The 14060-nt window shown below is 55.7% G+C and carries 7 protein-coding genes; 2 read left to right on the forward strand and 5 right to left on the reverse strand.

Annotated features, from left to right (window positions below; all coding sequences use genetic code 11):
• Positions 1-2 precede the first annotated feature (2 nt).
• The 5 genes from A3193_RS19300 to A3193_RS19320 all read right to left on the reverse strand — a co-directional run bounded on the left by A3193_RS19300 (position 3) and on the right by A3193_RS19320 (position 9692).
• Complete coding sequence (locus tag A3193_RS19300; RefSeq protein ID WP_069015624.1) at positions 3-1517, reverse strand: complex I subunit 4 family protein; 1515 nt, start codon at positions 1515-1517, stop codon at positions 3-5.
• Positions 1518-1526: 9 nt separating this feature from the next.
• Entirely contained in the window at positions 1527-3080 is a 1554-nt protein-coding gene (locus A3193_RS19305; RefSeq protein WP_069006375.1) for a proton-conducting transporter transmembrane domain-containing protein, read from the reverse strand.
• Positions 3073-6393: a DUF2309 domain-containing protein gene (locus A3193_RS19310; RefSeq protein WP_069015625.1), complete on the reverse strand. Its 3321-nt coding sequence runs from the start codon at positions 6391-6393 to the stop codon at positions 3073-3075. Before A3193_RS19310 ends, A3193_RS19305 begins: the two co-directional genes overlap by 8 nt.
• Before the next feature lie 8 nt (positions 6394-6401).
• Positions 6402-7862, reverse strand: coding sequence for a complex I subunit 4 family protein (locus A3193_RS19315; protein ID WP_068992280.1), 1461 nt, complete (start codon positions 7860-7862; stop codon positions 6402-6404).
• Positions 7863-7925: 63 nt separating this feature from the next.
• Complete coding sequence (locus tag A3193_RS19320; protein ID WP_235615054.1) at positions 7926-9692, reverse strand: SulP family inorganic anion transporter; 1767 nt, start codon at positions 9690-9692, stop codon at positions 7926-7928.
• A gap of 571 nt (positions 9693-10263) precedes the next feature.
• On the opposite strand from A3193_RS19320, the gene A3193_RS19325 reads away from it, so the two are divergent.
• Together A3193_RS19325 and A3193_RS19330 are read left to right on the forward strand one after the other, a co-directional pair.
• Positions 10264-11685 carry an RCC1 domain-containing protein gene (locus A3193_RS19325; protein ID WP_069015626.1) on the forward strand — a complete coding sequence of 474 codons (1422 nt, stop codon included), beginning with the start codon at positions 10264-10266 and terminating at the stop codon, positions 11683-11685.
• Positions 11686-12072: 387 nt separating this feature from the next.
• On the forward strand, positions 12073-13701 hold the full coding sequence (locus tag A3193_RS19330) for a methyl-accepting chemotaxis protein (protein WP_069006372.1): 1629 nt from the start codon (positions 12073-12075) through the stop codon (positions 13699-13701).
• Positions 13702-14060 lie beyond the last annotated feature (359 nt).

The raw sequence follows: 14060 nt of genomic DNA on the forward strand, positions 1-14060 counted from the left end.
TCTCAATGGGATGTGTAGAGGGCACTCAGTGCCGACAGGGGCTGGTCGATCAGTTTCAGCCAGGGTTCGATATAGAAGCCGGCACTCAGCAGCACGACCACCAGGCTGCTGACCACGAACACTTCCGCTTTGGTGATTGCAATGTTCTGATAGGGTTGCGCACCAGCGGGTCTGGGGGCCAGAAATGCCCGCTGGAAGGCCCACAGCAGAAAGCCGGCGGCTGCCACATTACCCAGAGCGGATGCGATGGTCACCAGGGCACCGAACTTGTGGATTGCCGATTCCAGAATCAGATGTACCGCATCGAACCCCGGGGTGCCGGGCATGCCGATGATCGCCAGGCCACCGATCAGAAAAGTGATGCCAAGAAACGGCAGATTGTCGAACAGTCCCCCCAGATTGGGTAGCAGGGTGGTGTGGGTGCGACGATAGAGCAGGCCGGTAGTGAAGACCAGGGCGGCCAGTGCGAGACCGAAGGTGAGCGACAGAATCACACTGCCCATGAAAGCGGCATGTTCCAGGCTGAACACCCCGAGTATCAAGATTCCGGTATGGGAGATCACCGCATAGGCCAGCAGACGCCGCAGGTTATCCTGCATCATGGCCAGGAAGGCGGCGTAGAAAATGCCGCACAGGGCAAAGGTGACCACATAATTGTGCCACTCGATCACGGCCGTAGGCAGCAGCGGCAATACGAATCGAAACAGCCCATAGATGCCGATCTTCAAACCGAGCAACAGGGTAGGTCCAACAGCTACGTTGCCATGCTCGGCAACCAGTGGCAACCAACCGTGCAACGGGAACAGCGGGGTACGGATGGCCAGACCGTAGAACAGCAGAAAGAATGCCACTGAACGGAAAGTCTCGGAGACTGGCGCTTTGGCCAGTTGAATCAGATCGAATGCCCAAACCCCCTGGTGACTGTCAGCGTAGTTCCAGCCTAGCAGCAGGGTGCCGGTCAACAGCAACAGAATGCTGATCGACATGAACTGATAAAAACGCCGCATCGCCATACCTTTGTCCGGGGAGTTACCCCAGCGCCAAAGTATGTAACCCACGATACCGATCTGGACAGCCGAGATCAGCACAAACAGCAGCAGGTTGAGGGTAACGAACATACCCATCAGGCAGGCCTCTACCGCGAAGGTGGCCATGAAGAGGTGGTTGTAAGGTTTGAGCTCGCGAACCTTGCCATAGAGTATCAACAGCAACGTCAGCAGACCGGTCAGCAGGATAAATACCACCGAGAGACCATCCACGGCGGTCTGGTAATTGAGGACGGAGAAGAGCTGTGCGGTTTCACTGAACTGCATGCTGCTGACACTGCTGTCGTAGTGGCGCCAAAGATCGATGCCCAGCAGCAGTTCAATTGAGGCGGCGGTGATAGCAGCCGGCACCAGCAGAGGATGGCGCTTCAGCAGCCAGATGGCAAACAGAGAGAGCAGCGGCAGCAGTTGCAGCAGCGAGAGTATGGGGTAGCCGATTTGAGTCGACCAGTGGATGGTATCTATGGTCATCAGGCCCCCCTAGAGAATCACCGCAAAGGTCGCCATGACCAGCAGAATCAGATAACGGGGCTCAGTCAACAACTGCTCGACCCGTTCCACCAGTGTGCCGATACGACGCATCGAATCCCACAGACTGGCGCCGCCCTCCCGTAACACCAGGTGGGACTCGAACCAATAGAGCAGGTTGGCCAGCCAGGCCATCAGTCGACCGGCCACACCGGTGGCCTGATTGACATCCACCGGGCCGCCCGGTTTCTGCTGTTGGATCGCTTCCCACTGGCTCAGCGAGGAGACACTGCGGGAGTAGATCGGCAGGCCGACCAGACGGGTCACCACCTGTTCGTCGAAATACTGCACATCCTTGGCCAGGGAGTTGGTCGGTCTGACCAGTAGCACATCGGCCAGTGGATCGAGCCAGAAGCGTTGCAGTGAGGCCCGATGCAGCCAGCGTTGGCGGGACAGCCACTCAGGCACCGCTGGGGTGGGCTTGTCGATCTGGTTGACCAGGCCGGGGGAGGCGAGAAACTGGAAAACCCGCCAGATGGCGTGTAGCGCCAAGTGCCAGGCTGCCAGGGTGAACCAGCCCATGCCGCACCAGAAAAACATCCAACCCACTTGCGTGGTGGTGGCGAACATCAATGAACTCTTGATGTCGGTCTGACTCAGTCCGGAGAGCCAGCCGTAGGCCACGGTCAATAAACCCAGCAGGGCAATGATCACCATGATAGCCGGTGCCTGCTGCAGCAATGGGGCGAGGCGAATCATCAGGATCACACCCGCATGCACCATCAATGAACCGTAGAAGATGGCCGAGGTCGGTGTCGGTCCTTCCAGAGCCCTGGAGATCCATGGAGAGAATGGGATCTGAGCCGATTTTGCCAATGCAGCGATGACAAAGCCCATAATCACCACGCCGGCAGCCAGGGTCTCCAGCTCACTGCCATGGCGGGCGATCTCCGGCCACTCCACACTTCCCAGCCAGTAGAGGGAGAGGGCGATTCCGAGGATGAATCCTGCATCGCCGATGCGGTTGGTGACGAATACCCGCACCGCATTTCTGGTGGCTGTGGTTCGTTCGATCGCATAACCGATCAACAGATAGGATGTGACACCGGCAATCTCCCAGCCGACAAAAGCCAACACCGCATTGCCGGCAATAACGATCAGCGACATGGCACCGGAAAAGAGGCTGAGCAGTAAGAAGGCGCGCTGAAATCCTGCCTCCCGATGCAGGTAGTTGACCGAGAACCTGAGGGTCAGCAAGGCGATCAGGGTTATCACCGGCAGCAGTGACAGGCCGATAACATCCAGACTGAAACTGATCGACAGTTCGATCATGCCACTGCTGAACCACTCTCCCAGGATGATCTGCCCGGGAGGGCCCTGCCAGAGACCCATGATAGCCAGAGCCAGACTCAACAGAAATGCAATCGCAGCAGCCGATAGTGCGATATGAGCGGTCAGCTGTTCACCCGCTTCCCCTCTGTTGAAGTTGAGGATGTAGCCAAGTGCGATAAAGGCGGCTGCCAGCCAATAGACGAAGGGGACCAGCCACACACTCTGTTCAATCATCAGCGGTATCCTCCATCGGCGTTTTGATCAATGCGGTAGGCAGTGCGCCTGATGAGCCCAGATACCAGGCTTCCGATCTATCCACCTTGGTCAGGGGTCGCTCATCCGCTGCCTGCCAGGCTATCCACCCCTGGCGGGGATTGAACAGCTTCAACTCACCGCTCTGTGGGTCGATGGCCACCAACTGTACCCAGTCGTTGCCAACCAGTTGCTGCAATGGCGGTTGACGTTGGTAGATGGTGGTGAGGATCTCTGTGCTGGCTTCAACCACCACCAGCAGACGCATCGCTTCATGGATCTCGATCATCTGGCGGGGCAGGCCGGTTCGAAGATCCGAACTGGCACCCTCCATGACCCCGAGAAAACCGGTCACATTGTGGGTGACCTTGGATCCGCTGCCATAGTTTTCGTTGTCCACCGTGGAGAAGTAGTACTCGAGGCTGATACCGGCACCCACCGCACCATTGATCAGCAGGTGACGCTCCAGCACCTCTCCTTGCGGATCGGTGCTGGCATCGTAAGAGATCAGAAACGCCCGTCGGTCGAAGAATGCACCCCGGCTGAGACTGCGCCGACCGATGAAGGCGCAGGCGTTGGTGGCATGACCCAGCTCAGGCCGGGCCTGTGAGAAGTCATTGGCACGGCCTGACACATGATCCATCGCCTGTTGATCGGTCAGATTGTGCGGTGCGGAGGCAAAGCGTCTGCAGCGCTCCCGGGCGTGACGTTGACTGGCCTGTATCAGGGCCTGGTCAAGTTGGCCTGCGGCCGCTTTCAGCGAGTCGGGTATCAGGTCCAGGTCATAGCAGATGATCTGATCGCTGCAGGTGTCGTGCTCTGCACCGATGAACCAGCTCCCAGCCGGGATTTCGATGCCCCGTTCACTCAGCAGTTTACGCACCTCGTTGCGGTTGGCCATGGCTGCGGCCAGTCGGGCATTGGGGCCACTGAAACGACCAGAGCAGGCACCGCAGTTGTAGGCGGAGGTGTGTGGATTGTTCTGATTTCTGGAGCCATGTCCAAGGATCATCACCAGCGGGCTGAAGCCACTGGTGAGGCCGGTAGCCTTCAGCAGGGTCTGCACCCGGTCGGCTTGCTCTATATCGGTAAATCCCAGACGTGGCGCCTGCAGTGTTGCTTCCGGACTCTCATTGGGTGCTGTGAAATCGATGCGGGTCTGCAGATCCTTTTCAAAGCCGGTTTTAAGTCGTTGCTGCAAACGGCCAAACAGACCGGGTACGAGGACCTTGCCAATCAGCACCGGCAGGGTCAGCGGAGCAGCCAGTGCTGAAAGCAGACCGGGCAAAACAATACCCTGGCGGGTCATCTGCAGAAGTCTCTGGTGGCCCTGATTGAGCAACGTGTGACGTTTTCTGTGTTGCGCACCCAGGGTGGCCAGATCAGCAGCCGGTTGTTCGCATACCTGATGAACCGGAATCACCGGTGCCGGGATTACCGGCGCCAGCGGGGTGGCGGTTGTATCGTCCAGTCCCTGCCAATTGTGGGGCACATTGAAGTGGGCGGCAGCACCCAGGGTCTCAACTTCCGGGTAGATCTCTTCCAGATGACGCCGGATACCCTCCTCACGATCATCCATGCAGAAGATCAGTTGTGCAGCAGGTGCACCATCACGATCGGTCCAGGCTCCGCGACCATGATTCTGCGCCAGGGCCTTGAGAATGTTGTCCCGATAGTGTTTCTCGTAGGCTTTCAGCCAGATATAGCCCTGACGGTCCTCATCCAGTTCATCCAGTGCGGTGAATATCGCACCGATCTGATTGAAAGTGAGTTGGCTCACTTGGCTGCCACACCAGCCCAGGTGCTGAGCAAGCTGGAACAGGGGCCAGGCACCGTCGCACAGGGTTGGCCGATCCTGACCTTGCGACTGGCCACTGCTCAGACGCCAGGTCCAGATCAGTTGTGCCAGGTGGTTCCAGCGTTTCGCACTGGCCAGGGCATCCCCCTGTTCAGGGGCGTGCAGGGCCCGTTGTGCGCGACTGGCGAGATATTCCGGCAGACGGCTGTTGAACAGCGCCTCCCTGACGGTGAACTCATCAAACTGATGGCGGAAATACCAGCGCAGCATGTCGAGACTCGACTCGATATTGAAGTGCTGGGCACAGAGATTGTGGGCATGGATCCGTTCCAGGACCAGGCGAACCGCAAGGTAGTCGAGCATCTCCACCGGTGCGGCGAGGGATTCATAGTTCGGATTGTTATGCCGCCAGAGCACCATGCCTGACCAGCCAGGCAGTTCGAGTGCCAGCCGTTCAAGATAGCCACTCCACTGCTCCTGTGCCAGCCCCATGCGATGCAGTTCGCTGATGATGGTCTCCAGGGGATCGTTGTCCAGCAGTTCAAAGTGCTGCTGCCAGCCTTCGATGCCGGCCAACTGCCAGGCAGGGTCGGTAGCGGCCTGGGATCGCCAGAAGTGATAGAAACCACCCTCGGTAAACTCCGCTTGCCAGCTCGATACCCCCTGGTCGAGAAAATTGCCCAGTCCCCTGATCAGCTGGGGTCTGATGCCTTCAAGCAGGTCCTCACCTGTCAGCGAAAGTAGCAGGTCGCGCATGGTCTTACTCTGGCCAAGCTGCGCCATCATCTCATCCAGTCGCAGATGAGCTGAATGCTCCATCAATTGGCTGCTGCTTTGTGAACTGGTCAGGTTGTCGCGGCCATCCAACAGATCATGGAGCAGGGTTTCAGCCAGATCGGGAGCCAGGTCGAACAGCTCCTCCGGATGGGTTGGATCATAGGAGAGGTTGAGGACTGCAAGGCAGGCTTGCCAAAGATGCTCAACTGCCGCTGACTCAGTGCCCTGGCCTGCAGTTTCCGCGTCCGCCAGCAGTTGTCTGCGGGCTGTGACAGGCAGTTCGGGATTGAGTTTTTGCAGTGCACCGTTCTCCTCGATCTGCCAGTTGAGCTGACAGCCGGAGACAATCGTGGCGGGCATCATCATTGCCGCCAGGTAGACATCGCTGCGCTTCAGTTGGTATTGATCGGTTTCCGCCAACAGCAGTTCGGGCTGTAACGCTGTTTCCTCATCAATCTCGTGTCGAAGTTCATCCCGGGTAATCCTTCCCTGACGGAGGAATGCCTGATAGCGCTCAAGCGGAAGATAACCCCGGGCCCCGGTCAGACGGCGGGCCGTTGCCAGGGCTTCAGGAAAGGGGAGATGCTGATAACCGTGCAGTGTATTGTGATGCACGAAATCCCGGATCGGTGCCTGACTGGGCAGAGTGTGTGCAAGATGATCGATCGCCGCTCTGATCTGTTCTCGGATCTCCTGGCTTGGTGAATGGGTTTGCTGCATAACCTGCCTCACAACCTGAACAGCTCAGCGAGCTGGTATGCGGAGGCGTTGACCAGACTCAATACCGGCCCCGGCAGGAAACCAAGCAGCAGGGTAAAGGCTGCCAGAGTAGCTGCCGCGATCAGTTCCGAAGGGCGCAGATCCTCTACATTCTGCATCCCCGGACGAACTGGCCCGGTAAACAACTGGTTGATGGTGCGGACCGCATAGGCGGCACTGAGCAGCACTCCAAGAGTCAGTAGAGCGGCCGCCCAGCCCCAACGGGAGAATCCTCCGATCAGGGTATTCAGTTCCGCGATAAAGCCCGCCGTACCCGGCAGAGATACTGCAGCGATAAAGGCCAGGGTGGTAAAGAAGGCAAATCTGGGCATTACCCGCACCAGGGAGCTGTAGTCCATCACATTGCGGGTGTGGGTCCTTTCATAGAGCAATCCGATCAGCAGAAACAGCGAACCGGCTACCAGGCCGTGTGCCACCATCTGCATCAGTGCACCGTGCAGACCCGCCAGATTGAGGGCGGCAATGCCCAGTAACACCACACCCATGTGGCTGATCGAGGAGTAAGCGATCATCGCTTTGAGATCGCTGTGCCGCCAGGCGAGCAAGCCACCGTAGATCAGACTGATGAAGGCGAGTATGGCGAGTACCTCCTGGAGTGCCATCACCGCATCCGGCAGCATACTCGCCGCCCGCAGCAGACCATAGGAGCCCATCTTCAACAGAATGCCCGAGAGCAGTATCGATACCGGACTGGGTGCCTCCACGTGAGCCAGTGGCAACCAGCCATGGAGTGGAAAGATCGGCATTTTCACCCCAAAACCGATCAGCAGGCCGAGAAAGATCAATATCTGGGTCTGTTGGGGCAGCAGTCGGCTCGTCTCGGTCATCGCATCCATGGCGAAGCTGTGACCCGGCACGGAATCGAACAGTACCAGGATGCTGATCAGCATGAATACCGATCCACCCATGGTGTAGAGGACAAAATTGAGCGCTGCCCCGTGGCGATTACTGCCACCCCATCGGTCGATCAGGAAAAACAGGGGGATCAGGGTCAATTCCCAGAACACATAGAAAAGGGACCAGTCCTGGGCCAGGAATACACCCAGCATGGCTGATTCAAGCAGCAGCACCAGCATGTAGTACCCCTTGACCCCTTGACGGATGGCGCTGGAAGCGAGCAGAGCGACCAAACTCAATAGGGTGGCAAGCAGCACCATCGGGTAGGAGAAGCCGTCCAGTCCAAGTGTGAAGGTGGTGCCGAGACGGGTATTCCACTCGGTCTGATGGACAAACTGCAACCCGGCCTGGTTTTGATCGAATGCCCCCAGGTAGGACCAGGCGAGCAGCAGGGTCGCTGCAGAGGCAAACAGTGCGGTGTAGCGGATCAGGCGTACCCCGTCTCTGGGCAGAAACAGCATTGCCAGGACACCGGCAAAGGGTGTCAGCATCAGGTAGATCAGACTAGGCATGGAAGCCTGCCAGCGAAAATGGCACTCGAGATAAGTGCCATTCGCATAACCTGCTCATCGGTATCAAGCTCGGTTGCTGGCGAGGGGTGACCTGAGTGGGCAGTTGTCCCGGTCATAGCTGTCGCCCAGCTGATCCCACACATAATTGAGCGCCAGACCGATCCGGGAGTAGAAGATCTCATCACCCATTTTGTCTTTCAGACCGGTACGACGGATGGTATCCATGAACTGCTTTTTCATTCTGGCGACCACCAGGGTGATTCCCTGAGCCTGCAGTCGCTCCCAGAGATGGTGCAGAACCTCTTCGCCGGTGGCATCGATCTGATTGATGCCCTCACCATCCAGAATGATGTATTTGAGATCCGGATTGGCGGCCACTACACCGAGCATTTTGGTCTCGAAATAACCGGCACTGGCGAAATAGAGCGAGCCATCGAAGCGGACCACCGAGATCTGCGGGCTGGTTTGCAGCTTACGCACCCGGATATCCCGCATGGTGCCGTCTTTGTAGCGGGAGAGCTGAGCAAAACGTGGACGCATGGTGCGCCATAGAAACAGTCCCAGAGAGAGCAGTACGCCGATGATGATGCCTTTGTCGAGGTGGGGGGCGAATGCCAGGGTCAGTACAAAGGTGACCACCGAAACCACCGCGTCGTGGGGTTGAGCCTTCCAGGCATGGATGATCGGGTCGATCTTGATCAGATTGATGACCGCCATGATGATCACCGCGGCCAGGGTTGCCTGGGGCAGATGATAGAGCAGCGGGGTCAAAAAGATCAGGGTGATCATCACCACCACACCAGTGACGATGGAAGAGAATCCGGTAATCGCACCAGCATTGATGTTGACCGCAGAGCGGGAGAAGGAACCCGATACCGGGTAGCCGGAAAACATGCCTGAGAAGACATTCGACAGGCCCTGTCCAATCAGCTCCTGATTGGCATTGAGACGCTGTCGGGTTCTGGCTGCCATCGCTTTAGCGATGGAGATCGCCTCCATGAAACCGATCAGGGATATGGTGATCGCGGCTGGAATCAGGGACCAGATGGTGGTTACCTCGAAGGTCGGAATGGAGAAGCTTGGCAGACCATCCGGGATGGTGCCTACCACTTTACCGCCGGCATCGGCAAAACCGGTTGTCCAGGCCAGTACCGTGGTCACTACCACGGCGATCAGTACACCGGGCATTGCCGGATAGAAGCGCTTGACTCCCCACATGATGCCAAACGCGATCAACGCCATCAGCAGGGTTGGAGCATGGGTCCCCTCGGCGGCGGCAAGCAGGGTGTTCCAGACAGTCTCATAGTGGTGCTCCGCCCGTTCCGCAAAGACGCCGAAGACCTTGCCCAGTTGTGAGGTGGCAATGATCAGTGCGCCGGCGTTGGTAAAACCGACCACCACAGGGTGGGAGAGGAAGTCCACCAGCACACCGAGTTTGAACAGACCGAGAAACATCTGGAAGATACCGACCATCAGTGCCAGCAGCATGGCGTAGGCTAAATAGGTGTCCGGTGAAGTGGCCAGGGGTTCCAGTGCAGCGGCGGTCATCAGGGAGACCACGGCAACCGGGCCGGTTGCGAGTTGCCTCGACGAACCGAACAGAGCGGCGATCATCGGCGGCAGGAAGGAGGCGTAGAGACCGTAGTAGACCGGCAGACCGGCCAGTTGCGCGTAGGCCATGGATTGGGGGACAAGCACCAGGGCAACGGTTATACCCGCGATGAGGTCGGCCCGAATTGTCTTTTTGTCCTTGAGTTCGCCGATCCATTGCAGATAAGGGATAAAAGCGTTTTTCCAGCCCGCCATCAAACTTCTAATATGATCCCACATTATTGCATTCACCCACTTTTTGCTGCCTACACCTACATCTTCATCGATGTACAGCACCTGGGGCCTGATAAGGGGGGGCAGGTCGTTTCCTGGCGTCCCTAAATTGTCACGCTTTATTGTTTTTTTGGTTTTGCGGAGGCGCGGTCGTACTGCTTCGTAAGCTGTTGTTATACCTTTTTTGTCTAGAAAGCCCGTTCCTAGAACAGATCAAGGGTAAAGGAATCACAGTTAAATTGAAAGAAAAAATGGGATTTTGCTCCCGAGGGAAGCGGCAAATACCGCAGTGGAATAGTCGGAAAATTCACTGCCAGGAGGGCCCCTGGATGTTGAGATCGATACCAATGGCGAGGATTTTTCAGTCGGTGTAAGGGAGGTAATTAGAATTTAAATTAACGAGATTTAAAACCTGATGAATCTGACTTATCCTTCTTGCCTTTAATTTGACCGACTTAACAGTCTGACAAAGTAATTGAACTGTAAAACTCAATAAACAATGTTAAGTTTCCGATAGTTGTGAAGCCGTTGTTTGATGTGCGGTCTTTTTGTGATTAGCAAAACTCAGAGGTATTCAGTGAAAGTCTTCTCTTGGAAAAATGTGGCAAGCGGGATCCTGGCCATTCTGTCGATATCAATTTTCAGTCAGGCCCAGGCAGCCAAGCCGTTGCTGGAAGGTGGGAATGAAGTGGGTTTCGTGGTACGTGCCTCGGACGGTACAGCCTGGGGTTGGGGTGACAACCGCAATGGTGAACTGGGAGACAGCACCGGAGAGGATAGTACGATACCTGTCAAAGCGATGGATATTGCCGATATCGTCGACATTTCCATGGATGACTTCTACTCATGGTCAGCTGCGGCACTGTCTGACGGCACGGTCTGGGTATGGGGTGACGTTCTCGGTCGCATGACACACTACATGCCGTTCCAGATTCGGGGATTCAGCAATATCGTGGATGTCGCGGCAGGTCCATGGCCGATGGCGGCTGTAGGCGCTGACGGTTCGCTTTGGGAATATGCCCTGAACAGTGTCTTCAACGATGACGAACCGCGGCAGATCATGGGGGTTTACAATGCGGTGTCGGTTGCAGTATCCCTCAATAACCCCTATGTATTGCGCAATGACGGTACGGTCTGGACCTGGGAGCAGGTGAGTCTCTATGACGAGACTCTGGGCTACTCTGTGGTCGTTGATCAACTGACCCAGATCGAAGGTCTGACCGATATCGTGCAGATCGATGGCGGTTACGATCATGCCTTGGCCTTGCGTGCTGACGGTACCATCTGGGCCTGGGGTAAAAATGGCTACGGCCAACTTGGCGATGGCAGTTTCGAGAACAGTAATAGTGCAACCCAGGTACATGGGTTGACTGGTGCCTATGACATCTCAGCTGGATATCGGCAAAGTGCCGCTGTCCTCTCTGACGGCAGTGTCTGGACCTGGGGTCGTTGGAAAAGCAGTATCACCGATTTCGTCTCCATTCCTGAACAGGTCGGCGGTTTCACCAATGCGGTTCAGGTCTCCACTGGTAGGGGGCTTGGTGGTTTGGTGATGGACAGGGATGGTGATGTGGTCACCTACAATGTCAATACAATCAGTTCCATCCCCAATGAGGATGACAGCGCCTCTTTGAGAGTCGGTCCGGTTCTGGAGTCCCAGATCCCAACCGCCTGCAGACCAACCTATTTCATGAACGGCAACCTGCATCTGCCTTGTGTCTCACTGGGTGGGAGTACGCTTTTCGATGTGGAACTCAGTCTGCAAGCCGATGGCAATTTAAGGTTTGCTGTGGATGCGGCAGTTGAATTCACACCCACTACCCAGTTACAGCAACGCAATTGCATGACGAATTTCACCAATGGCGAGGCAAATATCGCCTGTCTGGTTGCCATGGATGTAACCCTGGGGCTGGATAATCTGCTGAATGTGGTTTTAACCCACTCAGCCGATTCTGATACGACCACCCTGTTGGATCTCACTCAGATCACTTCCTACTGATCGCGAATAACCCGGCGACCAATAGTTCGCTTGCCGTCGCCGGGTTGACATCAAGCCTTAACCTGACCCTCTGGGGATCTTCTCTACCACTCGTCAGGTAGATCCATTTCAATCCTGCTGCTGTTGATTATTCTGCCTTACCTTTTTCAGGCCAGCTGTCGGCAGGCAATCCGCCCATCCCGGCATCTGTTGTTGACTATCATTTCATTGGTCAGTTTTAAGCATAACCATGGCATTGATCTGTAATCTCTATGATTGACTCTGCTTTTTCGATTTTTCCCATCAATACAGTAAGATGGCGTGCTTAAGATATGATGCAGCATGCCGTTAGAGTGCCATAGACATTGACTTGTCTAAGATCGTTTTTTTACTTGGAGGTGTTATGCCATGATCGGCGCTGGTCTTTCTATTCGTGCAAAACTGATGGCAGTGACAGGCATCACGTCAGCACTCTTTATATTTGCTCTCTACTACACACTTACCGGAACTGATCAGGTCAGTCAGCACTTCACCAGCTTTATTGAACAAGATCAAAAACGCATTGAGCTACTGCGTACCATGCAGGCTGAGGGCTCCCAGGCAGTCATTGCCGCAGCGAAAAAAGTGATGGTCCCCAGCCTGGTTCCACCTGCAAAAGTTGCAGCCAAGGCTGGTGAACAGTTCGATCAGGCGCTGGATGCCGTGAAAACGCTCTATGGGGATGACCCGACTGGCTACGCGAAGGTCAAAGAGATCTCAGAACTCTGGGCGCAATGTCTGCCGAATGCCCTGGCAGTCATCAACTATATCGACGAGGGCAGGCGTGATGAGGCAAAGCAGCTGTTTACCTCTAAGGTGCAGAAGAGCTGGGGTAATATCCGCAAACGCCTGCAACCTTTGATCATTGCTGAAACTGAACGTACCGCGATTACCCAGCAAGCCGTCAAGACGGAGGTAGCGGATATCTTTATGGCCGGTACCGGTCTTGGGGTGATAGCGCTGGTGATTGGGTTGCTGCTGAATTTTCTGATCAGCCGTAACATTATATGCAGTATCAACCGAGTTGCTGATGGCCTGGAGTTGATTGGTGCCGGAGATGGAGATCTTACGCAGCGTCTGCCGTTGGCGGGTGGGGTTGAGCTGGAGAGGTTGGCGAGCGGTTTCAATCAGTTTGCCTCGGAAACCCAAAGCCTGGTACGCGAGGTTGCAAACTCCTCCCGACAGATGAACACATTTTCAGCGGAGCTGGCTGAAGTCTCGCAAGCTTCCAAAGCCACGGCTGATCAACAGGATGAGGCGATGAGACAGGTGGCAACCGCCATGACGGAGATGACAGCGACCGTGAAAAGTGTTGCAGAGAGTGCAGCGGGTGCCGCGACAGCGGCTGAAAACGCCGATGATCAGGCAAAACATGGCAGTCAGGTAGTCGATCAGACGCTGCAGGCGATCGAAACTCTATCTCAGGGTGTTGAGCAGGCGAGTAACGATATGAAAGCGCTTGAGGAGGAGACCGCCCAGGTTGGTGTTGTGGTGTCTGTCATCAAGGGAATTGCCGAGCAGACCAATCTGCTGGCCTTGAATGCGGCCATCGAAGCAGCGCGCGCCGGTGAAATGGGCAGAGGCTTCGCTGTGGTTGCCGATGAGGTCCGAACCCTGGCCAGCCGTACCCAATCTTCTACCCGTGAAATCAACGATATCATTGAACGCCTGCAGGAGGGTGCACGCAATACAGCCGGTATGATGGAGGAACGTCGGGACGATGCGGTAGAGACACTTAACCAGGCGGCTCAGGCGGGTACCGCACTGGAAGAGATTACCCGGGTGGTCGCAGACATCAGGGATATGAACGTTGAAATTGCCAGTGCGGCCGAGGAGCAGGAAGCGGTGTCGCTGGAGATCGAAAGAAATACCGCCAGTGTTGGGGCGTTGTCACAGCAGAATAAAAGCTCTACATCGCAGACCGAAGCGACCGGATTGGAGATGCAGGCAATATCCAAGCAGATTTCACAGCTGGTGGGGCGCTTTAAGATCGATTGATCCTGAACTCATCCAATACCTCCTGTTACGACTGCAAAAAGCGCCTATCAAGGCGCTTTTTGCACCTCATAGCAGACCCTCTTTATCGTGAAACCATGCGCTGGGACTATAAGCATGCCTGTCTATTGCGGTCTCACTGCAGAGATGTGGATGACATTGTGATGAAATCTTAGAATCGATTCCCGATTCTCACGCAGATTCATCGGTCATTTCACCTACGCTTAAATCCCTCGAATAATGAGTTGATAATTCCCCTATCATGAAAGGTAAATTGGTGCTTGGATGAAGGATGATTAATGCCAAAACCGAAATCTGGCTCATTTACTTTTCGCTATTGTGATGAGTTGTTTGCCAATATC

This window comes from Candidatus Thiodiazotropha endoloripes, from assembly GCF_001708965.1.
In the GTDB taxonomy this organism is placed as follows: domain Bacteria; phylum Pseudomonadota; class Gammaproteobacteria; order Chromatiales; family Chromatiaceae; genus Thiodiazotropha; species Thiodiazotropha endoloripes.

Excerpts from the sequence above, each read along its gene's own strand:
- A3193_RS19305 (WP_069006375.1), bottom strand. The coding sequence starts at position 3,080 with ATGATTGAACAGAGTGTGTGGCTGGTCCCCTTCGTCTATTGGCTGGCA.
- A3193_RS19300 (WP_069015624.1), bottom strand. The coding sequence starts at position 1,517 with ATGACCATAGATACCATCCACTGGTCGACTCAAATCGGCTACCCCATA.
- A3193_RS19320 (WP_235615054.1), bottom strand. The coding sequence starts at position 9,692 with ATGTGGGATCATATTAGAAGTTTGATGGCGGGCTGGAAAAACGCTTTT.
- A3193_RS19315 (WP_068992280.1), bottom strand. The coding sequence starts at position 7,862 with ATGCCTAGTCTGATCTACCTGATGCTGACACCCTTTGCCGGTGTCCTG.
- A3193_RS19310 (WP_069015625.1), bottom strand. The coding sequence starts at position 6,393 with ATGCAGCAAACCCATTCACCAAGCCAGGAGATCCGAGAACAGATCAGA.
- A3193_RS19330 (WP_069006372.1), top strand. The coding sequence starts at position 12,073 with ATGATCGGCGCTGGTCTTTCTATTCGTGCAAAACTGATGGCAGTGACA.